14 protein-coding genes are annotated in these 23,442 nt (G+C 72.4%); 7 read left to right on the top strand and 7 right to left on the bottom strand.

The genetic code is table 11. The annotated features are described in order from the left end of the window. Positions 1 to 59: 59 nt before the first annotated feature. Complete coding sequence (locus tag ABTY56_RS26610; RefSeq protein WP_502893193.1) at positions 60 to 1,538, bottom strand: sugar transferase; 1,479 nt, start codon at positions 1,536 to 1,538, stop codon at positions 60 to 62. Positions 1,539 to 2,152: 614 nt separating this feature from the next. After that, positions 2,153 to 3,484 carry a cation:proton antiporter domain-containing protein gene (locus tag ABTY56_RS26605; protein ID WP_350631699.1) on the bottom strand — a complete coding sequence of 444 codons (1,332 nt, stop codon included), beginning with the start codon at positions 3,482 to 3,484 and terminating at the stop codon, positions 2,153 to 2,155. 345 nt (positions 3,485 to 3,829) lie between these two features. On the opposite strand from ABTY56_RS26605, the gene ABTY56_RS26600 reads away from it, so the two are divergent. Continuing rightward, positions 3,830 to 4,978, top strand: coding sequence for a lactonase family protein (locus ABTY56_RS26600; protein WP_350631698.1), 1,149 nt, complete (start codon positions 3,830 to 3,832; stop codon positions 4,976 to 4,978). Between the two features lie 169 nt (positions 4,979 to 5,147). Here ABTY56_RS26600 and ABTY56_RS26595 read toward each other — a convergent pair whose 3' ends face one another. Beyond that, positions 5,148 to 7,322, bottom strand: coding sequence for a beta-sandwich domain-containing protein (locus tag ABTY56_RS26595; protein ID WP_350631697.1), 2,175 nt, complete (start codon positions 7,320 to 7,322; stop codon positions 5,148 to 5,150). A gap of 265 nt (positions 7,323 to 7,587) precedes the next feature. On the opposite strand from ABTY56_RS26595, the gene ABTY56_RS26590 reads away from it, so the two are divergent. Then, positions 7,588 to 7,902: a GNAT family N-acetyltransferase gene (locus ABTY56_RS26590; RefSeq protein WP_350631696.1), complete on the top strand. Its 315-nt coding sequence runs from the start codon at positions 7,588 to 7,590 to the stop codon at positions 7,900 to 7,902. Between the two features lie 108 nt (positions 7,903 to 8,010). Here ABTY56_RS26590 and ABTY56_RS26585 read toward each other — a convergent pair whose 3' ends face one another. From ABTY56_RS26585 to ABTY56_RS26575, 3 genes are all read right to left on the bottom strand, one after another. Further along, positions 8,011 to 9,825, bottom strand: a complete 1,815-nt coding sequence (locus ABTY56_RS26585; RefSeq protein ID WP_350631695.1) for an alkaline phosphatase family protein — start codon at positions 9,823 to 9,825, stop codon at positions 8,011 to 8,013. Positions 9,826 to 10,074: 249 nt separating this feature from the next. Beyond that, positions 10,075 to 12,489 (bottom strand): ricin-type beta-trefoil lectin domain protein, encoded by a 2,415-nt coding sequence (locus ABTY56_RS26580; RefSeq protein WP_350631694.1) that lies wholly within the window; start codon positions 12,487 to 12,489, stop codon positions 10,075 to 10,077. A gap of 103 nt (positions 12,490 to 12,592) precedes the next feature. Further along, the gene (locus ABTY56_RS26575; RefSeq protein ID WP_350631693.1) at positions 12,593 to 15,049 is read right to left on the bottom strand and encodes an RICIN domain-containing protein; all 2,457 of its coding nucleotides are present in this window, start codon (positions 15,047 to 15,049) and stop codon (positions 12,593 to 12,595) included. Positions 15,050 to 15,622: 573 nt separating this feature from the next. On the opposite strand from ABTY56_RS26575, the gene ABTY56_RS26570 reads away from it, so the two are divergent. The 4 genes from ABTY56_RS26570 (at position 15,623) to ABTY56_RS26555 (ending at position 20,719) form a co-directional block, all read left to right on the top strand. Then, complete coding sequence (locus ABTY56_RS26570; RefSeq protein WP_350631692.1) at positions 15,623 to 16,672, top strand: substrate-binding domain-containing protein; 1,050 nt, start codon at positions 15,623 to 15,625, stop codon at positions 16,670 to 16,672. Between the two features lie 152 nt (positions 16,673 to 16,824). Then, the gene (locus ABTY56_RS26565) at positions 16,825 to 18,405 is read left to right on the top strand and encodes a sugar ABC transporter ATP-binding protein (RefSeq protein ID WP_350631691.1); all 1,581 of its coding nucleotides are present in this window, start codon (positions 16,825 to 16,827) and stop codon (positions 18,403 to 18,405) included. Next, on the top strand, positions 18,402 to 19,442 hold the full coding sequence (locus ABTY56_RS26560) for an ABC transporter permease (RefSeq protein ID WP_350631690.1): 1,041 nt from the start codon (positions 18,402 to 18,404) through the stop codon (positions 19,440 to 19,442). The genes ABTY56_RS26565 and ABTY56_RS26560 overlap by 4 nt, the downstream gene beginning before the upstream one ends. Positions 19,443 to 19,912: 470 nt before the next feature. Further along, positions 19,913 to 20,719: a DeoR/GlpR family DNA-binding transcription regulator gene (locus ABTY56_RS26555; RefSeq protein ID WP_350631689.1), complete on the top strand. Its 807-nt coding sequence runs from the start codon at positions 19,913 to 19,915 to the stop codon at positions 20,717 to 20,719. A gap of 25 nt (positions 20,720 to 20,744) precedes the next feature. Here ABTY56_RS26555 and galK read toward each other — a convergent pair whose 3' ends face one another. Then, complete coding sequence (gene galK, locus ABTY56_RS26550; protein ID WP_350631688.1) at positions 20,745 to 21,890, bottom strand: galactokinase; 1,146 nt, start codon at positions 21,888 to 21,890, stop codon at positions 20,745 to 20,747. A gap of 262 nt (positions 21,891 to 22,152) precedes the next feature. Between galK and galT the strand changes: the two genes are divergently transcribed. Next, positions 22,153 to 23,259 (top strand): galactose-1-phosphate uridylyltransferase, encoded by a 1,107-nt coding sequence (galT, locus tag ABTY56_RS26545; RefSeq protein ID WP_350631687.1) that lies wholly within the window; start codon positions 22,153 to 22,155, stop codon positions 23,257 to 23,259. Positions 23,260 to 23,442: the final 183 nt, after the last annotated feature.

Here is a 23,442-nt window from a genome sequence, read left to right as displayed (position 1 = left end):
CTCGGGCAGGCCCTTGCGGCCTGCCGTCCGCGCGCCGTCCGGACGACGCCCCCCACCCATCAGTAGGCCCCCTGCCCCTGGAGCACCGCACGCAGCGTCTTCCACAAGATCACCGTGTCCAGGGCGAGCGACCAGTCCTCCACGTACCGCAGGTCCAGCCGCACCGCCTCCTCCCACGGCAGGTCACTGCGACCGCTGATCTGCCACAGCCCGGTGAGCCCGGGCTTGACGAGCAGCCGCCGCCGGATGTCCGGCCCGTACGCCGCGGACTCCTCCGGCAGCGGGGGCCGCGGACCGACGAGCGACATCGAGCCGGTGAGCACGTTGACGAGCTGCGGGAGCTCGTCGAGCGAGTACCGGCGCAGCACCCCTCCCACCCTGGTCACCCGCGGGTCCCGGCGGAGCTTGAACAGCAGGCCGGCGCCCTCGTTGCGGTCGGTCAGCCCGGCCCGGGCCCGGTCGGCGCCGACGACCATGGTGCGGAACTTGACGATGGTGAACTCGCGGCCGTCCTTGCCGACCCGGTGCTGACGGTAGAGCGCCCCGCCCCGGCTGTCCGCCAGCACGAGCAGCCCGACGGACAGCATCAGCGGCGCGAGCAGGACCAGCAGGACCGCGGCGCCCAGCCGGTCGACGACCTCCTTGACCACCCGGCGCCCCCCGGTGAAGGTCGGCATGCTGACCCTCAGCATCGGGATCCCGAGCACCGCGTCGACGTGCAGCCGCGGGCCGGCCACCTCCATCAGCACGGGGGCCACGACCATCTCGGCATCGCTGCCTTCGAGGTTCCAGGCCAGCCGCTGCAGCCGGTCCGGCGACCAGTGCGGGTCCGGCGTGATCGCCACGACGCGGTAGCCGTCGCGGCGGACGTGGTTGGCGACGTCCGTCAGCCGGCCGACGACCGGCACGCCGTCCAGTCGGTCACCGTCGGGCCCGAGACCGTCCGGTGTGCACACCGCCTCCACCCGCCAGCCGAGGTGCGGGAACTTGCGGGTCCGGGCGATCAGGTCGCGCACGGTGGCCACGCTCCCGGCAGCGAGCACCGGGCGCAGGCACAGCCCTGCGTTGCGCTGCTTGTGCAGCCGCAGCCGCAGCAGGTACCGCTCGGTCATGGTGACGAGCGTGATCGCCGGGATCGCGACGAAGATCCAGAGCCTGATGTTGTGCGAGCTGAGGGCGATCCCGCCGAGCGCCAGGACGACGGCCGCCGTGAACAGCGAGCGTCCGAGCCGGCGGAACTCCTCGGCGCCCTGGCCGAGCACGGCCGGAGCCCACGAGCGGGTCACCATCAGCGCGCCCAGCACCAGCAGTTCGGTGCCGAAGGCCAGGATCCCCCACTTCTCGTGCCAGTTGGCCGCGTCCCTGACCCCGAAGAAGCCGCCGATCGCCGCCACGACGAAGGCGGTGGCCACGGTGTCGCTGATGATCACGGTCCGGCGGTACCGCTGCTCCCAGTGGCGCGCGGGCCGCTTGATCGCCCCGCTCCCCGGACGCCCCCGCCCCGGCAGAAACGAGTCGGCTAACTCCCCCTCCTCCACAGCGTTTTCCAAGTCACCAGTGGGTTCGACGTGTTCGCTCCACACGGTTCCTCCCCCCGGGAGGCACCCGCGCCTCCCGCACTGTTCCTCCCCCGGGAGGCACCGCCTCCCGCGCCGCGCTGTTCCCTCCTCGGGGAGGCCCCCGCCTCCCGGACATGGCACACCGGTTCGTTGCAGTGCTACGTGAACATCCCACCCGGGCGGCAACGGCAGCGGACCCGTACGTCCTGCCGGCCCCTCGATGCGCGCGGGAACCCGTCGACGGTTGCTCCCGGCACGCCAAGCGCCCTCTCGGGCTCAAAGAAACTCGATCACCCCCACGACCGGCGCCGGGGCACGGCGGCTGGCCGTCCGCAGGGCCGGGCCCGTAGATCACCATTTGTCCACTCGTGCCCAAACTCGCGAAGCACGGTCAATCTAGAGCATCAGGGCCGCCCGAAGAAGGGGATGTGTGCATCTTGTGCTCGGCTTTCGGAATCGGACCCGCCGGACGGCTGACTGCCCACGGGTGCAAAGGAGTTGACGATATGCCCTGTGACCTGTGACGACGGGAGTTCTCCACCGCGGCCCGCCCGGAACGAGGTGGCGCGACGGAACGGTGAAACGGTTGCGGCTCAGCTGTCCGACCGGTGAACGAGGGTGATCCTGCGACGCCGTCGCACGGCCGGTACGCTCGCGCTCTCCCGCAACCCCGGCAGTGCGCCGGCGGCACGCCGGTACCACCCGCCGTACCGGCCGGCCGCCCACACCGCGGACACGCCGTGGAGCAGCACGCTCAGGCCGACGGTGACCGCGACCACCCGCCCGATCGTCGCCACCGCGGTGATGTGCTCCTCGGCGACCAGCAGCCCGAGCACGATCGAGGCCAGGCCGCGCGGCCCGAACCAGCCGATGTACGCCACCGTGGGCGGCCGCAGACCGCTGCCGAGGAGAGCGAGGGCCACCGGCACCATCCGGACCACGGTGAGGCTGAGCACGGCGTAGCCGACGATCCGCCAGCTGAGGTGCTCCAGCGCCGGGCCGAGCAGCACCGCGCCGAAGAACAACAGGCTCAGCACGGCCAGCAGGCCGCCCAGGTACTCCGCCAGGTCGGTCGTGCGCCCGTCGGCTCCGGCGGGCGCGCCGGGCTCGTCGGCTGCGGCGGACGCGCCCGCCCCCGACGCCTGCGCGAACGCGAGACCGGCCACCCACGCGGCGATGAAGCCGCTCCCGTGCGTGACCACGGCCAGCGCGTACGGGGCGACGGCCACCGCGAGGACGTGGATCTGGCGCCACTCGGCCGTCACCCAGCCGCGCGCCGCCGCCCACCGCAGGAGCCGGCCGCCGGCCCAGCCGAGGACCAGGCCGAGCGCGGTGCTGAGCAGGAGCGCGCGCCAGAACGTCCCGGCCACGCCCTCCTCCGCGTAGGAGGTCCCCGGAACGCCGGCCAGGAACAGGACGAAGAAGGGCAGCACCATGCCGTCGTTCAGTCCGCTCTCCACGTTCAGCGTCTGACGGACCAGTCGCGGAACCCGGGGGTCGGAGATGGCGCTCGCGCCGAGCGCGGCGTCCGTGGGCGCGAGGATCGCACCGACGAGTGCCAGCTCCCATGCCGTCAGCCCCGGCAGGAGCGGCCAGGCCAGCAACCAGCCCGCCCCGATGCTGAGCAGCAGCCCGATCCCGAGCAGCCGGCCGGGCAGCGCTCCGCCGGTGCGCAGATCCCCGAGGCGCACCGACGTGGCGTCGGTGAACAGCACCAGGGTGAGGGCGGCCTCCAGCAGCGCGAGCAACGGCCCGGCGTCGTGCGCCAGGCTCACCAGGTCGAGGCCGACCGGCCCGATCAGGATCCCGCAGCCGACGAACACCATCGCGGCGGACACCGGCGACCGCGCCAGCCGCGCCGACCCGAGCGCGTACACGGCCACGACACCGGCCACCGCCGCACCGGTCCAGGCGGTGTCACTCATGACACCCCGTGCTCCCGCCGCATCCGACCCGGAATCCCATCCCTGCCCACTGTCCCTCGGCGCCGTCGTCCTCCCACTGTCCTGCACCCCGGCGCACGCGCCCCCGAGCGACACGTGCACCGCCGGACTCGTTCGGAGCGCCCTCACGTGAGTACGCCCGCGGGCACCCCGGCTCTCGACCCGTCACCTTCAGCGGTTTCGGACAAAACGTCACATACCGTGTCCCGGGGCGATGTGGCGAGCCTTCTCGCCCGCCACACACCCTCGCCCCCGTCGCTCCGACTTCCGGCCAGGGCGCCACGGCCCGGCCGGGGTCGATCCCGGAACCCTGGAAGGCAGAACCCCATGCAGAAGATCACTCGGCTCGCCGTCGCCGTCGCGACCGCGCTCGCGGCGGCGGCCGCGGGCGCCCCGTCCGTGTCCGCCGCGACGCACGGCGGCGGAGGACACCAGCGCGGCGGGCACCACGCGGTGTTCGTCCAGACCGACGACCCGGCGGGCAATCAGGTCATCGCCTACCGGAGGGCCGACGACGGGCAGCTCACCCAGGCCGGGACATACGACACCCACGGCCTCGGCGGCGTCCTGGACGGATCGGTCGCCGACCACCTCGCCTCCCAGGGCTCGCTCACCTACGACCCGGACCACGCCCTGCTGTACGCGGTGAACGCCGGGAGCGACACCGTCTCCGTGTTCTCCGTGGACGGCGACCGCCTGGAGCTGCGGCAGGTGGTCGGCTCGGGCGGCCGCTTCCCGGTGAGCGTCGCGGTGCACGACGACACCGTCTACGTCCTCAACGCGCTGAACGGCGGCTCGATCCAGGGCTACACCGTCCACCGCGGCCGCCTGGAGGCTCAGGCCGACCGGAACCGTCCGCTGGGGCTCGACCCGAACGCCACACCCCAGTTCACCAACACCCCGGGGCAGGTCGGCTTCACCGGCGAGGGCTCGCAGCTCGTGGTGACCACCAAGGCGAACGGCAGCAGCCTCCTGGTCTTCAACCTCGACCGCTCCGGCTCCCCCGCCGCCACCCCGGTGACCACGAGCCTGCCCGGGGCGGTGCCGTTCGCGTTCGTCCCCAACGGCCGGCACGGCCTGTTCCTGACCGAGGCCGGCACCAACGCCGTCGCCACCTTCACGGTCCACCACGACGGCACCGCGACGCAGGAGGCGTTCGCGGCCACGAACCAGGCCGCCACCTGCTGGATCGTCGCCGTCCGCGACCTGCTCTACGCCTCCAACGCGGGCAGCTCCACCCTCACCGGCCTGCGCACCGCCGACCGCGGCCGCCGGCTGACGGTTCTGGGCAACACGCCCACCGACCCCGGCACCGTCGACGCCGCGGTCTCCTCGAACGGGCACTTCCTGTACGTCCAGACCGGCGTCAACGGCATCCTCGACGAGTTCGCGATCAACGACGACGGCTCACTCACGCCGATCGGCTCGCAGACCGTCCCCGGCGGCATCGGCGGCGAAGGCATCGTCGCGTTCTGACGTCCGTAGGAGCATCCCGCCGAACACCCGCAGTCGGCCCGGGTCCCCCGCCCCGAAAGGTGAGCGACCCGGGCCGACAGCCGTCGGGGCGGCCGGACGGGGCGGGCGGCGTCGGGCACGGTGTGCTGCCCGGCCCGCGGGGCTGCCTCCGCGGGCCGGGCGGCGTGGATCACGGCTGGACGGCCAGCGCGAACACGTGGATCGTGGGGGCGTCGGGCAGCCGGACGGTGCGGACGGTCTTGCCGGGCGTCAGCGGGACGGTGTTGGTGAAGACGCCGTAGCTGATGCCGTAGTTGGCCGGGCCGGTGGGCGTGTTGCGGTGGTCCATGGTGAGCGCCGGCTTCGCGCCGTAGGCGTCGGTCGGGGTGCAGCACCAGTTGGGGAAGCCGAGTTGGCCGGTGCTGGTGGTGCCGTCGGTGTAGGTGACGGTGACCGTGCCGGAGGCGAAGCCCGCCTCGGCTCCGAGGAAGCCCAGCGCCTGGCCCTGGCCGCCGAGGGTGATCTCCTGTCCGGCGGCCGACACGTTGTCGTTGGTGCCGGGGGCCGCGGACGGCCAGGTGAAGCCGAGCCCGTTGGCGTCGATCGTGGCGCCCGGGGTGGCGCCGGCCGCGGCCAGGGCCTGGGTCGAGTAGCTGTCCCCGCTGCCGTCGAAGTTGCCGGGGGCGGTGTCGCTCTCGGAGGTCGCGCCGACGTTGTCGAACGCGGCCGCGAGCGAGGGGTAGGGCACGGTCTGCACGATGGTCTGCTGACCGCTGACCGTGTCGACCGCGGTCGGCCGCGCCCGGTAGCTCGCTGTGGCGGTGACCGCCGTGACCGTGGTGCCGGGTGTGCCCTGGGGAGCGCGCAACGTCACGGTGGCCGACGCGGCCTCGCCCGGCGCGATGCGCGGCAGCGTGACGGTCGCCGGGGTGACGCTCCAGCCGGCGGGGGCGCTGATCTTCAGCCGGGTGTCGTTCAGCGCGACGGAGCCGTGATCGGCCAGGGTGACCCGGTACGTCCCGGGCTCCTGGGCGGTGCTGACGTCGCGCCAGGTGATGGTGGTCGCGGGCGCCAGGTTGCGGACCGCGCCGGGGTGGACCCGGTAGAGCACCGTGGCGTGCGGCGGGACGTTCGCGGAGATCACGCCGGTCGTACCGGTGGCCTGCTTGCCGACCAGGTCGTCGAGCCGGTAGCCGGCGGCGGCGGGCAGGCCGGCCTGGGCGGCGGTCGTGGTGATGGTCTGCGCGGTGTCGGAGGAGTTGAAGAGCGCGACGGCGCGGTCCCCGCCGGCCAGCGGCTTGCTCAGCACGTCGTAGCCGGCCCCGCGCTGGACGACGCGCCCCTGGACACCGAGCCGGTCCTGGTCCACCGCGATGACGTCGCGGTTGCCGAGCACGTCCAGCGCGGCCGGGGAGAGCCGGGTGAGGTCGGTGCTGGAGATCAGCGGCGCGGCCATCATGGCCCACAGCGAGACCTGGCTCTGGATCTCGTCCTGGCTGAGCCCGGAGTCGCCGGCGAGCAGGAAGTCGGGGTCGTTCCACCGCCCCGGTCGCTGCAGGTCGGCCAGGCCGACGTTGTAGCCGTAGTTGTAGGCGATCGACGCCCACTTGGCGCGGCCGCTCTCCTGGCCGAGCGCGATGTCCGCGCCCTCCCGCCACAGGTTGCCGAGCGGCGCGGACCAGCGGATCACGGAGTCCCAGTTCGGGGTACCCTGGAAGTAGGCGGGCGCGGAGATCGAGAAGACCATCGGGCGGTGGGTGTCGAGCAGCGCCCGGCTCATCGCGGTGTAGGTGTCGCGGTAGCTCTGCTCCTCGGTCTCACCGGGCTTGGTGGGGACGTTGCAGCCGTCGAGTTTGACGTAGTCGACACCCCAGGACGCGAACAGGTCGGCGTCCTGCTGCCAGTGGTCGAGGGAGCCGGGGTAGCCGCCGCAGGTGGTCGTCCCGGCGTCCTCGTAGATGCCGAACTTCAGCCCGAGGTCGTGGATTTGGCGGCCGAGGTAGGCCATCCCGTGCGGGAACAGCTGCGGGTCGGCGACCAGGTTGCCCTGGGCGTCGCGCTGATGGGACATCCAGCAGTCGTCGATGGTGACGGTGTCGTACCCCTTCTTCGCCAGCCCGGTGGTGACCAGGGCCTGGGCGTTGCCGAGGATCGTCTTCTCGTCGATCCCGCACTGGTAGTACGACCAGTCGTTCCAGCCCATGGGCGGCGTGGGGGCGTAGTTGGGGTAGTCGGCGACGGCGCCTGGCGGGGAGGGCTCCGCGGCTGCCGCGGGCTGGGCCATGAGCGTCGCCGCGGACACCGCGGCGAGCGTCGTGCAGCAGGCGACGGCGGCGCGGAGCCACCGGGGGAAGGCAGTTGACACGCTTCGACCTCACGGAATCTCGGGGTCAGGGCGGTGGCTGACAGTGCCTCAGCCGGATCATTTGTACGGCGCCCTGCTCATTCCTGACAAGGTCTCGGCAACAACAATCAGAATCGAGCACGGATCGCGCAGGTTGCGCACATGAGCGCCCGACGAGGCGGCGACCCGGACCACAGGGCCGACGATCACTGATGACGAATGTTGATTCTTCAACTATAGTCTTCCTCGTCGGCCCGCCCCGGGCCGCGCCACCGGAGGAGGAACCATGGAGCAGTCCGTCGTCGACAACGCCGAGAAGTCGCGGTTCGAGATCCACGACAACGGTGAACTCGCCGGCTTCGCCGAGTACCACCGCTCCGGCGACGAGATCGCCTTCATCCACACCGAGATCGACCCCCGCTTCGAGGGACGCGGCCTGGGCGGCAAGCTGGCGCGCACCGCCCTGGACACGGCACGCGAGCAGAAGCTCTCCGTCCTGCCCTACTGCCCCTTCATCCGCGGCTGGATCACCAAGCACCCGGAGTACGCCGACCTCGTCCCCGCCTCGCACCGCGCCCGGTTCGGCCTCCCCGCGGCCTGAGCATCCCGCGACCCGGCCACCGGGGCCGGGCCGGGCACGGCCTCGTCGCCCGGTCCGCCCGGTGTGGCGGGCCCGACGAGGACCCGCCACACCGGGGACGACGTCGCGTCAGCCGACGGTCAGCCGGAAGGGGCCGGCCAGCACCGAGTAGCCGTCGTTGGCCATGAAGTACGCGTCGTACGCGCCGGCGCCGCCCAGCTTGCCCGTGGAGAAGGTGACCGCGCCGCTCTGGTTCGGCGTGTAGGACCAGGTCAGCGAGGACCGCGAGCCGGGGGTCACGCCCGCCGGGTAGAAGCCGATCCAGTTCTTCGCACCGGCCTGGGAGGCGTTCGGCAGGCCGTAGCGCAGGGTGACGTTGCCGCCGTTGGCCACCGCATTGAGGTCGCCGGTCAGCGTCGGCGTGGTCGCCCGGGACGGCGCGAAGGCGGCGTTGAGCGGCGTCGCGTACGTGTCGTTGGCGGTCAGGCCGGGCAGGCCGAGGGCCGCGTCGATGGTGCGGCCGACGCTGTAGTGGTCGTAGTGCAGCGGGCTGCTGGTTCCGGCCGGGACGGTGCCCTGCGAGCCGACGACGACGGTGGCGAGGTGGTTGTAGGCCTCGGCGTGGCTCTCGTCCCAGGTGAGCAGCAGCAGCGAGCGCTGCTGGGTCCAGGCCGGGGAGGCGAGCACCGGGGCGAGGGTCTGCTGCAGCCAGCCGTCCTGCACCTTCAGGCTGGTGGCGCTGCCGTTGCCGGAGGCCTCGCCGTCGTAGTAGTCGTCGGCGGCGATCCAGGAGAAGTTCGGCGTGGTGGCCGCGGACTGCAGGTCGGTGGTGAGCTGCGTGGTGTCGAAGAGGTGCGCCGCGCAGCGGGCCGGGTTGCCGCTGATGTCGGTGTAGTTGATGAACGGCGCGTCGTCGGGCTCGTAGTAGCTGTTGCTGCTCTTGCCGGTGTTGCAGGGGGTGCCCATGCCCTGCTCGTAGGCCTTCCAGGCCTTGCCGGCCTCCTCGATGGTGTCGCCGAGGTTGCGCTGGGGGGAGTTGATGTTGGGGAAGTAGGTGGCCCCCTTGGCGTAGGTGTCGCCGCCCGCGATGGCGAGGTAGTTCTCGTCGCTGGGGTGGTAGACGCCGTGGGAGTCGGTGAGGGTGGCGCCCTGGGACATCAGGCTGTGCATGAACGGCGTGTCCGCCGGGTCGTTCATGATCTGGCTGTAGTCGGTGTTCTCCATCATGACGACGAACACGTGGTCGTAGCCCGGTACGGCGGACGCGGGCGGGGTGAGCGGCGCGGGCGGGGTGACCGGGGTGTCGAGGGTGAGCGAGAGGTTGTCCAGGTAGCCGGTCTCGCTGGAGGTGGAGAGGAACTGTGCCTCGACCTGGATCGACCTGGTCCCGGTCGGGACGGCTCCGGTGGTGCTGCGGGAGAGGAACTTGGTGCTCAGGCCGCGGTCGGTCGCGGAGACGGTCGGCAGATTGGCGGTGGCGCCGAGCGGGCGGCCGGCGGCGTCCTGGAAGTGCACGCTGACGGCGACGTAGCCGCTGTTGACGGTCCAGCCGCCCAGCCAGCCGGAGAGGTTGAAGTGCACACCGCCGCCGTCGATCGCCGTGGCGGCCGAGGAGACGTCGACGGTCTGCGCCATCGAGCCGTCGCCGAAGTTGCCCGGCCCGAAGAAGGCCTTGCCGGGCGTCCGGCCGTCGGTCGGCAGGCCGAAGGACGCGACCGAGTGGCACATGGCGTCGATGCCGCCGGCCTGGACGGTCCAGCCGGGGACGGTGCTGGCGGCGCTCCAGTCGCCGGTGCAGTAGCCGCCGGCCTCGGCGTCGCCGTTGACGATCAGGTTGCCGCTGCTGCCCGTGGCCCCGGCGGTGGCGGGGGTGACGACGACCAGGGCGCCGACCAGGGGGAGGGCGGCGAGCAGCCCGCCGATGGTGCTCTTGCGCAGTCGCATGGGGGTACCTCGTCCCGTGTGAGGGTGGGGGCCATGGCTGTTCGCCATGAGCGGGACATAAGTACCGGTCGGCGCTGTCCGGCGGAAGAACGCCGACCAAACTTGACCAGACAACTTCGAGCGCGCGACGCGATCCGGACACGTCGACGGGCGACCGCCCGGACCGGCAGGGTACGACCGAACTGCCCGGCCACGAACGGGGTTTCCGTTCGGGACCGGGCAGTTCGTGGGATCAGGACCGGCCGGGGGCTACGGCAGGGTCCAGCGCTGGTTGGCACCGCCGTTGCAGTCCCAGATCTCCAGCGGGGTGCCGTCGGCGGTGGCCGCCGCCGGGTCGTCGAGGCAACGGCCGGACTGGACGCTCTTCAGGGTGCCGTCCGGCTGGGGCGTCCACTGCTGGTTGGCGCCGCCGGTGCAGTCCCACAGCTCGACCGGGCTGCCGTTGGCGGTGGCGGCACCGGTCACGTCGAGGCACTTGCCGTTGTGGGTGAGGGTGTCGTTGGTGCGGGTCCACACCTGCTCGGCGCTGCCGTCGCAGGCCCAGAGCTGCACGGCGGCGCCGCTGGTGCCGGCGGCGGGGCGGGCACAGGTGCCGGGCAGGGCGGAGGCGATCGGGCCGGTGTGGGTGGTCGGGGTGCCGGGGGTGAGGGCGAAGTTGTCGAACTGGTCGGTCTGGTAGCCCGTCACGCCGAGGCCGGCCCGGCCGTTGGTGTAGCTCGCGTCGGTCGCGGAGCCCACGGCGGTGCCGTCGATGCTCGCGGTGAGGGTCGCGTTGTCCAGGGTGAGCGCGACGGTGTGCCAGCGGCCGGTGCCGAGGGCGGTGGTGGTGCCGCTCGCGAGGGTGGTGAAGTGCCAGCTGGTATCGCTCTTGTCGATGGACCAGGCGCCGGTGTCGCTCACCCGCAGGTGGTAGGCGTTCAGGCCGTTGTTGTTGCGGCCCTGCTGGTTGACCCGGCCGAGGAGCTCGACGGTGCTCGACTGCTCGAACATCGTGTCGGCGGTGACGGTGTAGTTGGACCAGCTGCCGTCGCCCATCATCGTGTACGGCGCGTTGTACGGCTCGTCCGTCCAGCGGATCGGCGTGGTCGGGGCCATCTGGCGCAGGCAGGTGCCGGTGCGGCCGCCGCCGCAGGCCACGGTCTGGAAGGCGCCGTTCATGTCCGTGAAGTACTTCGGCGAGGTGGTCGTGGCCGGGGTGTCGAAGCCGTCCGCGTAGGGCAGCTTCATCGGCGCGGCGGCCGGCGGGGTGGCGGTGCCCTTGCCCTGGCCGGTGGTGGTGGTCACGGTGTAGACCCGGCCGGGCTGCAGGGTGAGGGTGTACGTGCCCTTGGCCGGGGTGACGTCCTGCTGGTGGACGAACCAGTTCGCGGAGTCGGTGGAGTCGAGGTCGGTGGACCAGACGTGGACCTTGCCGGTGGACAGGCCACCGGTGACGGTGAAGCTCGCGGTCTGGGCGGCGGTGGCGTCCAGGGTCTCGATCACGGTGCTGTAGTCGCGGTTGTTCGCGCCCTTCAGCGTGACGTAGCTGCCGTTGGCGCGGGCGCCGCCGAGGTAGCCGCTCGCGGAGTCGATGTAGTGCCAGCCCGGCTTGGCGAACTGGGTGGTGTGCGCGGTGACCCAGGTCGTCTTGCCGATGCTGTAGTTGCCGGACCACGGCTGGTTGGCGATCGACATGCCGTCGGTGGAGAAGAACAGGTCCGGGTAGAGCGCGGCGATGACCGGCCAGTTGAGGAACGACGTCATCTTGCCGTCGAGGTAGCCGCGGTTGATGCCGCGCGCCACCGCCGGGGCGCCGCCGTCGGCGTCCTGGGAGCCGTTCTCGCTCGCCCACAGCGGCTTGCCGAGCGCCTGGGCGTTCGCCGTGCTGGGGCACTCGGTGAAGGAGCTCATGTACCCGCAGGGGTAGTGCACGCCGACGATGTCGACGGCGTTCTTGAACGCCGGGTCGCCGGCCATCGCGTCGGCGACGCCCCAGGTGTCGTCGGCGGCGACGACCTTGGTGGCGCCGTAGCCGCGGGCGACCAGCGTGCTCTTGAGGTTCTCGTACCAGGCCTTGTCGTAGCCACGCTCGTTCCAGCCGCCGAGGTAGGAGACGTTCAGGTGGTGCTGGGTGGCGCAGCCCATCCAGTCCATCAGGTAGTCGACGCTGTCCTGGGACCAGAAGTTGCCGCCGTTGCCGGTGTTGCCGATCCAGCCGGGGGCGCCCCAGGCGAGGCCGTAGAACTTGATGTCGGGGTTGCGGGCCTTGGCCTGTTCGGCCAGCCACCACTCGTAGCCCTGGTTGCAGTCGATGGTGCCCCGGGTGTGCTCGATGCTGGTCTCGGCGCCGTCGGTGGAGTTGGTGTCGCCGCCGATCTCCAGCTTCAGCACCTGCAGCGAGGCGCCGTAGCCGGGCTTGAACAGGTAGTCCAGCAGGCGGCTGCGCTGGGGCTCCGGGTAGTCCACCAGCAGGCGGGAGTTGCCGCCGCCGCCGGAGATCGCGCCGACCCCGTCGAAGGTGAGGCCCGGCTTGGTGCCGTCGATGGTGACGGCGGTGGGGGTGATGGCGGTGGGGGTGGCGGCCTGGGCGGCCGACGGCGCGGTCAGGCCTCCCAGCGCGCCGGCGAGGACGAGCGCCGCGCTCAGCGCGGCGCGCCAGGTCGATGACAGGTGTGGACGGCCCATGGGCGTCTCCTGGGTGGGGAGGGGTGGGGGGGACGGTGCTGCTCCGGGTCGGACACCCGCTCGGGGTGCCCGACCCGGCGTTCGGGGGCAGGAGCTGGTCCGGCTAGGAGACGGTCCACTCCTGGTTGGCGCGGCCGGTGCCGCAGGTCCACTGGACGACCTGGGCGCCGTCGGCGGTGGAGGCGCCGGTGACGTCCAGGCACTTGCCGCTGTTGGCCGACACCAGCTGCACGCGGGAGCCGGTGGCCGGGACGAGGGTCCACTGCTGGTTGGCCTTGCCGGCCCCGCAGGCCCACTGGACGACCTCGGCGCCGTCGGCCGTGGAGGCCGCGGTGACGTCCAGGCACTTGCCGCTGTTGGCCGACACCAGCTGGACGGTGCCGGATCCGGCGACCGGGACGAGGGTCCACTGCTGGTTGGCCTTGCCGGCCCCGCAGGCCCACTGGACGACCTGGGCGCCGTCGACGGTCGAGGCACCCGTCACGTCCAGGCACTTGCCACTGTTGGCGCTGGTCACGGTGTGGACGGCCGGGCCGGCCAGTGGCGTCACGGTGGTGTTGGCGAAGTCGGCGTGCTGGAAGCCGCCGACGCCCAGGCCGATCTGCCCGATGCCGTGGCTCGCGTCGGCGACCGAGGCGACCTGGGTGCGGTCGATGGACGCGGTGATGCTCTGCCCCTGTACGGCGAGCGTGAGGTTGTGCCAGCTGCCCGCCCCGGCACCGGGGTAGCTGCCGCTCGCCAGCACGGTGTCGGTGCCGGAGCGGTTCTCGGTGTACAGGCTCCAGGCGCCGGTGTCGTCGATCTTCAGGTGGTAGCCGGAGCGGTCGTGGTCGACGTGGTCGATGCGGCCGGCCAGTTCGGCGGAGGTGCCGGCCTGTTCGAGGACGACGTCGGTGCTCGCCTGGTAGTGGGCCCAGGACGGGTCCCCCATCAGCGTGAGCGGGGTGTAGTTCATGTCGTCGTGCCACGGGATGGGCGCCCGGGTGATGACCTGGCGCAGGCACATCGGGGTGGTCGCCCCGGCGGGGCAGGGCGCGGTCTCGAAGGCGCCGGCCCAGTCGTGGAAGTAGCGGGCGGTGGCCTTGGCGGAGTAGCCGCCGAGGTCGGCCTGGTAGGGCAGCGGCATCGTGGCGGCGGCCGGCGGGGTGGCGGTGCCCTTGCCCTGGCCGGTGGTGGTGGTCACGGTGTAGACGTAGCCGGGCTGCACGGTGAGGGAGTACGAACCGCCCTTGGGCGTGACGTCCTGGGTGTGGACGAACCACCGCGACGGGTCGGTGGAGTTCATGTCGGTGGCCCAGACGTGCACCCGGCCGGTGGACAGCCCGCCGGCGACCTTGACGTTGACGGTCTGCGCGGCGGTGGCGTCGGTGGACTCGATGACCGTGCTGTAGTCCCGGCCGGACTTGAGCGTCACGTAGCTGCCGCTGTGCGGGTCGCCGTTGGCGCCGGCGCCGGCCAGGTAGCCGCTGGAGGCGTCCAGGTACTGCCAGCCCGGCTTGGCGAACTGGGTGGTGTGCGCCATCACCCAGATGTCGCGGCCCACCGTGTAGTTGCCGGACCAGGGCTGGTCGGCGGCCATCAGCCCGGCGCCCGCGTACGGCAGCTCCGAGGGCCAGGAGCTGACCAGCGCCCACTTGATGTCGGACGTGATCCGGGCGTCGAGGTACTCGCGGTTGACGTTGCGGGCCAGGGCGGCCGGGTCGGCGCCGTAGCTGTCGTTGTCGTCCTCGGAGGCCCAGAGCCGCTTGCCCAGCCCGGTCGCGGTGTCGCTGCCGGGGCAGGCGGTGTAGACCGGGGTCGAGTGCCAGCAGGTGCCGTGCAGGCCGATGACGCCGACGGCCTTGGCGAAGGCGGGGTCGGCCGCCATGTCCGCGGCGATCGACCAGTGCTCGTCGTCGCTGTCGGAGGCGACCAGGGTGACGCCCTGGCGGCCGTGGGCGTCCAGGTCGGCGCGCAGCTTCTCGAACCAGGCCTTGTCGTAGCCGCGCTCGTTCCAGCCGCCGAGGTAGCCGACGGTCAGCCCGTGCTGCTGGGCGCAGCCGAGCCAGGACTCCAGGTAGTCGATGTTGTCCTGGGACCAGACGCCGCCGTTGAGCCAGCCCGGCGCGGCCCACTCCAGACCGTAGAAGGTGATCTTGGGGTTGCGGGCCTTGGCCTGCTCCATGAGCCACCACTCGTACCCGCGGTTGCAGTCGACTTCGGTGGCGGTGCGCATGTGGGACGGCTCGGGGCCGTCGGAGGAGTTGGCGTCGCCGCCGATCTCCACCTTCAGCGTCTGCAGCGCGGCGCCGTAGCCGGGCTTGAACAGGTAGTCCAGCACCTGGCTGCGCTGGGGTTCGGGGTAGTCGACCAGCAGGCGCGAGGTGGCGCCGCCGCCGCTGATCGCGCCGAGGCCGTCGTAGGCCCGGCCCGGCGAGGAGCCGTCCAGGGTCACGGACTGGGTCGCGGGGGCCGGCGCGGCCACCGCGGCCGGCGCGGCCGCGACGGCGGTGGCGACGCCGAGTGCGAGGGCCGCCAGGGCGGTGACGCCCCGGCGGAACGGGTGGGGTGGTGTGCTCATTCGACTGCTCTCCTGCTCCTCTGGCCGGGTCGGCAGGGGATGGGGGGCACCAGGACCGGCGTCGCGGACGGACTGCCGGGACGGGCACTGGCGGGTGCATGCCGACCGCCGGGGAGGACAGTAGACCCAGCTTTCAACAACAATCAACAACTTCGAATGAAATACAACGCAGCTGGGCAGCATGGCAGGAAGCCGACGATCGATCCGCACCGCCGGGCGGGTCCGCCCGCCCACCACCGTCATGACCCTGCCACCTGCCATTGACGCCGATCCGGCTTTGCTCGAAGCTGTCCAGGACGACAACCTACCAACCGGTAAGTTCCCTCGAACACACCGGCGACCTGCCTCGATCCGGGAGATGACACGCGATCCAGCGACTCCGAGCGACCCTTGGCCAAGCCGGGAGCACGGCGGCATAACGAGACGGTCTCAATAGCTCCGAACGGGAAACGTGAGCTTGACTCACCTCAAGGTCAGGCGCTTTCTTTTGATCCATCGCGTTTGATTGCGATGCTTTCTGATCGGTTCTGTTGCTTCTCACCGGTCGGTCCCACACCCTCAGGAGCCCCCACCATGCACCTCTCCCACCGTGCCCGCCTCGCCTCCGTCGCCGCACTCAGCCTGGTCACCTCCTTCGGCCTGGCCGCCTGCTCCACCGGGCAGACGTCCTCCAACAGCGCGGACGCCCCGGTCGCGCCGGTGTCCGGCAAGGTCTCGATCACCTACCTGCAGAAGCAGGGTGACCAGCAGTACTTCGTGGACGAGGCCGCCGGTGCCAAGGCCAAGGCCGCCGAGCTGGGCGCCGACCTGAAGGTGGTGAACCTCGGCAACGACGCGAACAAGACGGTCGGCGAGGTGCAGGCCGCGATCGCGCAGAAGAGCAACGGCCTGATCATCGTGGTGCCGGACCCGGCGGTCGGCCCGCAGGTCGTCCAGACGGCCCGGGACGCCAAGGCCGCGCTGCTCACCTCCGACGACCAGGTCTGCGCGAGCGGCCCGGCCCCGGCGCAGTGCGCGGCGACCGACCTGGTGCCCCGGATCGGGTTCTCCGGGCAGCAGATGGGCCAGCAGGTCGGCCAGCGCGCCGCCGAGGAGTTCACCAAGGCCGGCTGGAACGCGGGCGACACCCGGATCATCTCCGCCTGGAAGCAGGACGTCACCGTCTGCGGCGACCGCGTGAAGGCCGCCAAGGCCGCCTTCGACCAGGCCGTGCCGGGCGTGCAGCTGATCGACGTCGCGACCGACAACACCCCCACCGGCGCGCAGGACAAGGTCGCCGCCACCATCACCGCCAACCCCGGCGTCAAGCACTGGGTGACGTGGGGCTGCAACGACGAGAACGTGCAGGGCGCCGTCACCGCCCTGCAGAACGCCGGGATCAGCCCGAACGACATCGACGGCGTCGGCCTGGGCGCCTACCTGGCGTGCAAGGACTGGGCCTCCGGCAAGCCGTCGGGCATGAAGGCCGCCCTGTTCATCAACGGCAAGGACGTCGGCGCCCTGTCGGTGCAGACCATGGTCGACAAGCTCAAGAACGGCAAGGACTTCCCGAAGGAGGCCTTCGCCCCGACCAAGATGGTCGACGCCGCCACCTGGCAGTCCGCGGGCGTGTCCTGCAGCTGACGCCGCGTCGAGCCGCCGGTGCGGCGGACGGGCACCGACCCGCCGCACCGGCGCCGCTCCCGGAGACCCGTACGCGCGACCGCCGCGCCGCGCCCGGAGACCGTACGCCCGGCTCCCCAGACCGTACGCACCGCACTGCCAGCGAGGCCCCGATGACCACACCCGCACCGTCCCCCCTCCCGCCGCCGAGCGGCTCCCCCGGCCTGAGCGCCGAGGGCGTGTCCAAGCGCTTCGGCTCCGTCCAGGCGCTGAAGGACGTCTCCCTCACCTTCCCGCCCGGCCGGGTCACCGCCCTGATGGGCGAGAACGGCGCCGGGAAGTCCACCCTGCTGCGCATCCTGACCGGCGACCACCTCCCCACCGAGGGGCGCGTCCTGCTCGACGGCGAGGGCGTCGACCTGCACTCCCCGCAGGACGCCCGCCGCGCCGGGATCCGGATCATCCCGCAGGAACCCGAGATCATCCCGCACGTCCCGGTCGCCGAGAACGTCTACGCCGGCTCGCTGCCCCGCACCGGGCTGCGCCGGCTGGACCGCGCCGAGCTGCGCCGCCGGATCACCGCGGACCTGGCGCGCCTCGGCTTCGACAAGGTCCTCGACCCCGATCTGCTCGGCTCCGAACTCACCGCGGCCCAGCGCCAGTTGGTCGAGATCATGCGCGCCCTGACCGGCGCCGTCCCGCCGCGGGCGATCGCCTTCGACGAACCGACCTCCTCGCTCTCCGAGCACGAGGTCGAGGCGCTGTTCGCCCTGATCGGGCGGCTGCGCGACGAGGGCATCGCGGTCGTCTACGTCTCCCACCGGATGAAGGAGATCTTCCGGCTCGCCGACCGCATCGCGGTCCTGCGCGACGGCCAGGTCGCCGGGGTGGTCGAGGCCGCCGACACCGACGAGAGCGAGCTGGTCCGGCTGATGGTCGGCCGGGACCTCTCCTCCCTCTTCGTCCGCCAGCAGGTCGCCACCGACCGCGTCGTCCTGGACGTCCGGGACCTCACCACCGACGACGTGCACGGGGTCAGCCTGACGGTCCGGGCCGGCGAGGTCGTCGCCCTGGCCGGCCTGATCGGCGCCGGACGCTCCGAACTCGCCCTCGCCCTGGCCGGCGACGCCCCGATCCGCTCCGGAACGGTCGCCCTCAACGGCGAGGTCGTGCGACTGAAGGACCCGCGCGCCGCCATCGCCGCCGGCATCGGCCTCGCCCCCGAGGAGCGCAAGGCCCAGGCACTGTTCCTGCAGCGCACGATCCGCGACAACACCTCGCTGGTCAGCCTGCGCCGGCTCAGCCGCCGGCGCTTCGTGAAGCACCGCCAGGAGAAGGCCCTCGCCCAGGAGTACGCCGACCGGCTGCGGGTGCGCGCCCCCTCCATCGAGGCCGAGGTCCGCACCCTGTCCGGCGGCAACCAGCAGAAGGTCGTCCTCGCCCGCTGGCTCGCCCGCAAGCCCGACCTGCTGATCCTCGACGAGCCCACCCGCGGCGTCGACATCGGCGCCAAGGCCGAGATCTACCAGATCGTCGCCGACCTCGCCCGCGAGGGCACCGCCGTCCTGGTCATCTCCTCCGAACTGCCCGAAGTCCTCGGCCTCGCCGACCGGGTCGTGGTGATGCAGAACGGCCGCACGACCGGCGAGCTGAGCCGTGACCAGGCGACGGAAGAGGCCATCCTCGCCCTCGCCATGGCCGACGACCTCGCCGACAGCACCGCCGCCCACGCCCCCACCGGAGACCCCCGATGACCACCACCACGGACCCCAGCACCCGGCAGCCGGAAGCCGCGCCCCAGGCCGGTCACCGCGGCGGCCCGCGCGCCCTGCTCGCCGCGATCGGCGGCCAGAACCTCAGCCTGATCGGCGCCCTCGTCGCCGTCGTCGCCCTGTTCGGCTCGCTCAACTCCAACTTCGTCGGCTGGGACAACATCCAGGTCATCGCGGAGGCCGCCACCATCTCCGGCCTGCTGGCCGTCGTCCAGACCGTCGTGATCATCTGCGGCGGCCTCGACATCTCGGTCGGCTCCCAGGCCGGCCTGGCCTCCGTCACCAGCGCCATGGTCTTCACCTCCACCGGTGCCAACCCCTACCTCGGCATCGGCGCCGCGCTCGCCATCGGCGCCGGCATCGGCCTGTTCAACGGCGTCGTCATCATCTACGGCCGGGTCAACCCGACCATCGCCACCCTGGCCGGCCTCGCCGCCTACAAGGGCGTCGCCCAGCTGGTCTCGGACGGCCGCGCCCAGGGCTACGTGCTCAACGACCCGGTGTTCGTCTTCCTCAGCCGCGGCAAGATCGCCGGCCTGCCCACCATGGTCTGGCTGCTCATCCTCACCGCCGCCGCCGTGCACGCCCTGCTCACCTACACCGACATCGGCCGCAACATCTACGCGATCGGCGGCAACGACACCGCCGCCCGCCTGGCCGGCATCAACCTCAACAAGTACCTGATCGCCGCCTACGCCCTCTCCGGCACCGTCGCCGCCCTGGCCGGCGTCCTGCTCACCGCCCGCACCGGCAGCGGCCAGCCCGTCTCCGGCAGTGAGGGCCTCGAACTCCAGTCGATCACCGCCGCGGCGCTCGGCGGCTGCGCCCTCAAGGGCGGCAAGGGCAGCATCGGCGGCACCCTGCTCGCCGTCGCCCTGCTCGGCGCACTGCAGAACGGCCTCACCGTCCAGGGCATCAACGCCTTCTGGCAGAACGTCGCCCAGGGCACCCTGCTGGTCGCCGCCGTCGTCATCCAGCAGCGCCGCAACCGCGAGCGGGCCGTCGGCCTGCCCGCCTGACCCCATGACCCCAAGACCCCCGTGCGGCGGGGCACCGCACCGCCCCGCCGCACGGGAACCAGCCCCCCATGAACGTCCGCCCCGACCGGATCCCCCTGACCGGACCCGCCGCACAGTGGCAGCGGGTCCGGACCCGGCCGGCGGCGGAACGAGCGGTCGGCCGTTGAGGGTCGGCCGACCGCGACCGGAACTGCCGGTGCCACCCCTGCACGTGGCACCGGCAGTTCCGTGCTTCCGGGCCGGTGCGCGGGGCCCCGCCCCGCGCATCCGCCGACGGGGCGTGGGGCACACCGGCGCCCTGGGATACTGGATCATGTCGCGACCGGACGCGGCCCGGTCGTCGGCGCGGACGCTCCGGCCGCCCCGTCCCACCGGAAGCGGTCGCACACGTTCGTCCACGACCGTGGCAGGGTCGACCCACCGCAAGGAAGCGGGAGCGACCAGGCACCCGTTCGATCGAAAGGGCCTCCGTGGCTGATCAGAGTTTGCTCGCCCCGCAGCGCCAGGCGCTCATCCTGGAGGCCATCCGCAAGGCCGGCGCGGTGCGCGTCGCCGAGCTGGTCGAGCAGTTCGGCGTGTCGGACATGACGATCCGTCGCGACCTGGACGCTCTGGTGCGCCAGGGCGCCGTCCAGAAGGTGCACGGCGGTGCCATCGCGGTGGGCACGGCGAGCACGTACGAACCCGGCTTCGACGTCAAGTCCGAGCTGGAGGAGAGCACCAAGGCCGCCCTGGCGGACGCGGCGGCGCAGCTCGTGGAGCCCGGCAGCGTGGTCGCGCTGTCCGCCGGCACCACCACCTACGCGGTCGCCTCCCGGCTGCTGGAGATCCCCCAGCTGACGGTCGTGACCAACTCCCTGCGGATCGCCGACCTGCTGTGGGCAGCGGAAAGCGACGGGAGGGAGAACGTCCCGTCGCTGCTGGTGACCGGCGGGGCTCCCACCCGCTCCGCGGCCCTGGTGGGGGCCCTCGCGGACCAGACGATCCGCACCCTCCACGTCGACCTGCTCATCCTCGGCGTGCACGGCGTCAGCGAGCAGACCGGGCTCACCACGCCCAACCTGGCCGAGGCCCAGACCAACCGGGCGCTGATCGCCTCCGCCCGCCGCACCGTCGTGGTCGCCGACCACACCAAATGGGGCGTCGTCGGCCTGAGCAGCTTCGCGACCCTGGCGGAGGTCGACTGCTTCATCACCGACGACGCCCTTCCGGCGGCGGCCCGCAGCGCGCTCGCCGACGCCGTCGGGGAGCTCGTCGTGGTGCCGACCGCCGGCTGACCGGGCGGCTGTGCGCCGCGCCCGGTCAGGCCACCCGCCGCGCCCCCGGCGAGGGCACGGCGGTGAAGGCCACCGGGTCGGCGTAGCCCGCCGAGCGGAAGGCCGACCGCACCGCCTCCGCGACCCGGTCCGCATCGGCCGCCCCGACCAGGGCGATGACGGAACCGCCGAAGCCGCCGCCGGTCATCCGGGCGCCCAGCGCGCCGGCGGTCACGGCGGCCTCGACCGCGAGGTCCGTCTCGTCGCAGGAGACCCGGAAGTCGTCGCGCAGCGAGGCGTGTCCGGCCGTCAGGATCGGCCCCAGCGCGGCGATCCGGCCGCCGTCCAGGTGCTCGATCGTCTCGGCCACCCGCCCGTTCTCGGTGACCACGTGCCGCACCAGGGGCGCGAGGTCGTCGGGAAGGCGCTCCAGGGCGGCGGTGAGGCCGGTGGCCGGCAGGTCGCGCAGCGCGTCCAGGCCGAGCAGCTCGGCGGCGCGCTCGCAGCCGGCCCGCAGGGCGGCGTAGGCACCGTCGCCGAGGTCGTGCTTGACCCGGGTGTCGATCACCAGCAGCCGGAACCCGGCCGTCTCCAGGTCGAGCGGGACGTGCCGCTGCTCCAGCGTCCGGGTGTCCAGGAACAGCGCGGCGCCGTCCGTGCAGCAGGCGGAGGCCATCTGGTCCATCACGCCGCAGGGCACGCCGACGAAGGCGTTCTCGGCCCGCTGGGCGAGCAGGGCGAGCTCCGGCGCGGACAGGCCGAGCCCGTACAGGTCGTTCAGGGCCACCGCGGTGGCGCACTCCAGGGCGGCGGAGGAGGAGAGCCCGGCTCCGGTCGGCACGTCGCTGTCGAAGTACAGGTCGGCGCCGCCGACGGCGTGCCCGGCCTCGGCGAGGGCCCAGAACACGCCGACCGGGTAGGCCGCCCAGCTGGTGACCACGCCGGGGCCCAGGCCGTCGAGCGCGAGGTCGCTGATCGTGCCGTCGCCCTGGGCGCTGTACAGCCGCACCCGGCCGTCCTCGCGGCGGCGGGCGGTGACCTTGACGCTGTGCGGGAGGGCGATCGGCAGGACGAACCCGTCGTTGTAGTCGGTGTGCTCGCCGATCAGGTTCACGCGGCCGGGCGCGGCCCACACACCGCTCGGCCGGGAGCCGTGGACGGCCTCGAAGTCGGTGGCGGCCTGGTCGATCATCTGTGCGGCTCCCGTGCGTCGCGCTGGTGTCGTGCCCGCTCCCGCCGGGGCCTGCATCGGCAGGCGGGAGCCTATTTCGACATAATCAAACACGATTGCCACCTACGGTCAACACCAGCAGCTTTGACACAGAAAAGAGTGTGCCCTGAGTTCGGACTTCCTGACCTGCAGATCCGTGTCTGTTGACAAGCGATCGTATATGTTTGATTCTGTTGAAGATCGGCACAGGCTGGCCGACGTCCCCCGCATAAGGAGTACGGCGGTGCACAAGACCGCGACCACGTTGGCCGACGGCCGCGAACTCTTCTACTACGACCGGACGGCCGGCACCGTCCGCGACGCCGTGGACGAACGCCCGCTGGAACGCGCCGCGAGCCTCTCCGAGACCCGGCTCGACCCGGTGCTCGGCGAGTGGGTGACCGTCGCCGCCCACCGCCAGCAGCGGACCTACCACCCGCCGGCCGGCGAGTGCCCGCTCTGCCCCTCCCGGGACGGACGGCTCAGCGAGATCCCGGCCGCCGACTACCAGGTCGCGGTCTTCGAGAACCGCTTCCCCTCCCTCGCCCCGGACTCGGCCGCACACGTCGAGGCCCACGACGACGACCCGCTGCGCACCCTCCGCCCGGGCACCGGCCGCTGCGAGGTGGTCTGCTTCGCCCCCGACCACGACGCCTCCTTCGCCGACCTGGACGAGGCCGGCGCCCGCCTGGTCCTGGACGCCTGGACCGACCGCACGGCCGAACTCTCCGCCCTGCCCGACGTCCGGCAGGTGTACTGCTTCGAGAACCGCGGCGCGGAGATCGGCGTCACCCTGGCCCACCCGCACGGCCAGATCTACGCCTTCCCCTTCGTCCCCTCCCGCACCGCCCGGATGATCCGCCGGGCCGAGGCGCACCGCGCGAGCACCGGCCGGAACCTCTTCGAGGACCTGCTCGCCGCCGAACGGGCCACCCCCGAGCGGCTGGTGCTCCAGGGCGAGCACTGGACCGCCTTCGTCCCGTTCGCCGCCCGCTGGCCGTACGAGGTCCACCTCTACCCCCACCGCCGGGTCCGCGACCTCACCGCACTGGACGAGGCCGAGCGCGCCGAGTTCCCCGGCCTGTACCTCGACCTGCTGCGCCGCTTCGACCGGCTGTTCCCCGCACCCGACGGCACCGCCCCCAACCGGACCCCGTACATCTCGGCCTGGCACCAGGCACCCGAGGACGGCGGCGAGGAACTCGCCCTGCACCTGGAGCTGTTCACCATTCGGCGCGCCCCTGGCAAGCTCAAGTACCTGGCGGGCGTGGAATCCGGACTCGACGCCTTCGTCACCGACGTGAGCCCGGAGGCCGCCGCCGAGCGGCTGCGCGACGCCGCGCCCCACTGAACCGGCACCCAGGAGGAATGCGCATGGCCGTCGATCGAACCGTTCTGACCGGCGCCCGACTCGTCCTGCCCGGCGGCGTCGTCGAGGACGGCCGCCTCGCCGTCGAGGGCGACCGGATCACCGGCCTCGACGGTGCCGCCGAGCCCGGTGACCTCGACCTGACCGGGTACACCGTCGTCCCCG

It is taken from the genome of Kitasatospora sp. NPDC097691 (assembly GCF_040302665.1).
Taxonomy (GTDB): Bacteria; Actinomycetota; Actinomycetes; order Streptomycetales; family Streptomycetaceae; genus Kitasatospora.
This window is presented reverse-complemented; position numbering and strand designations above follow the sequence as displayed.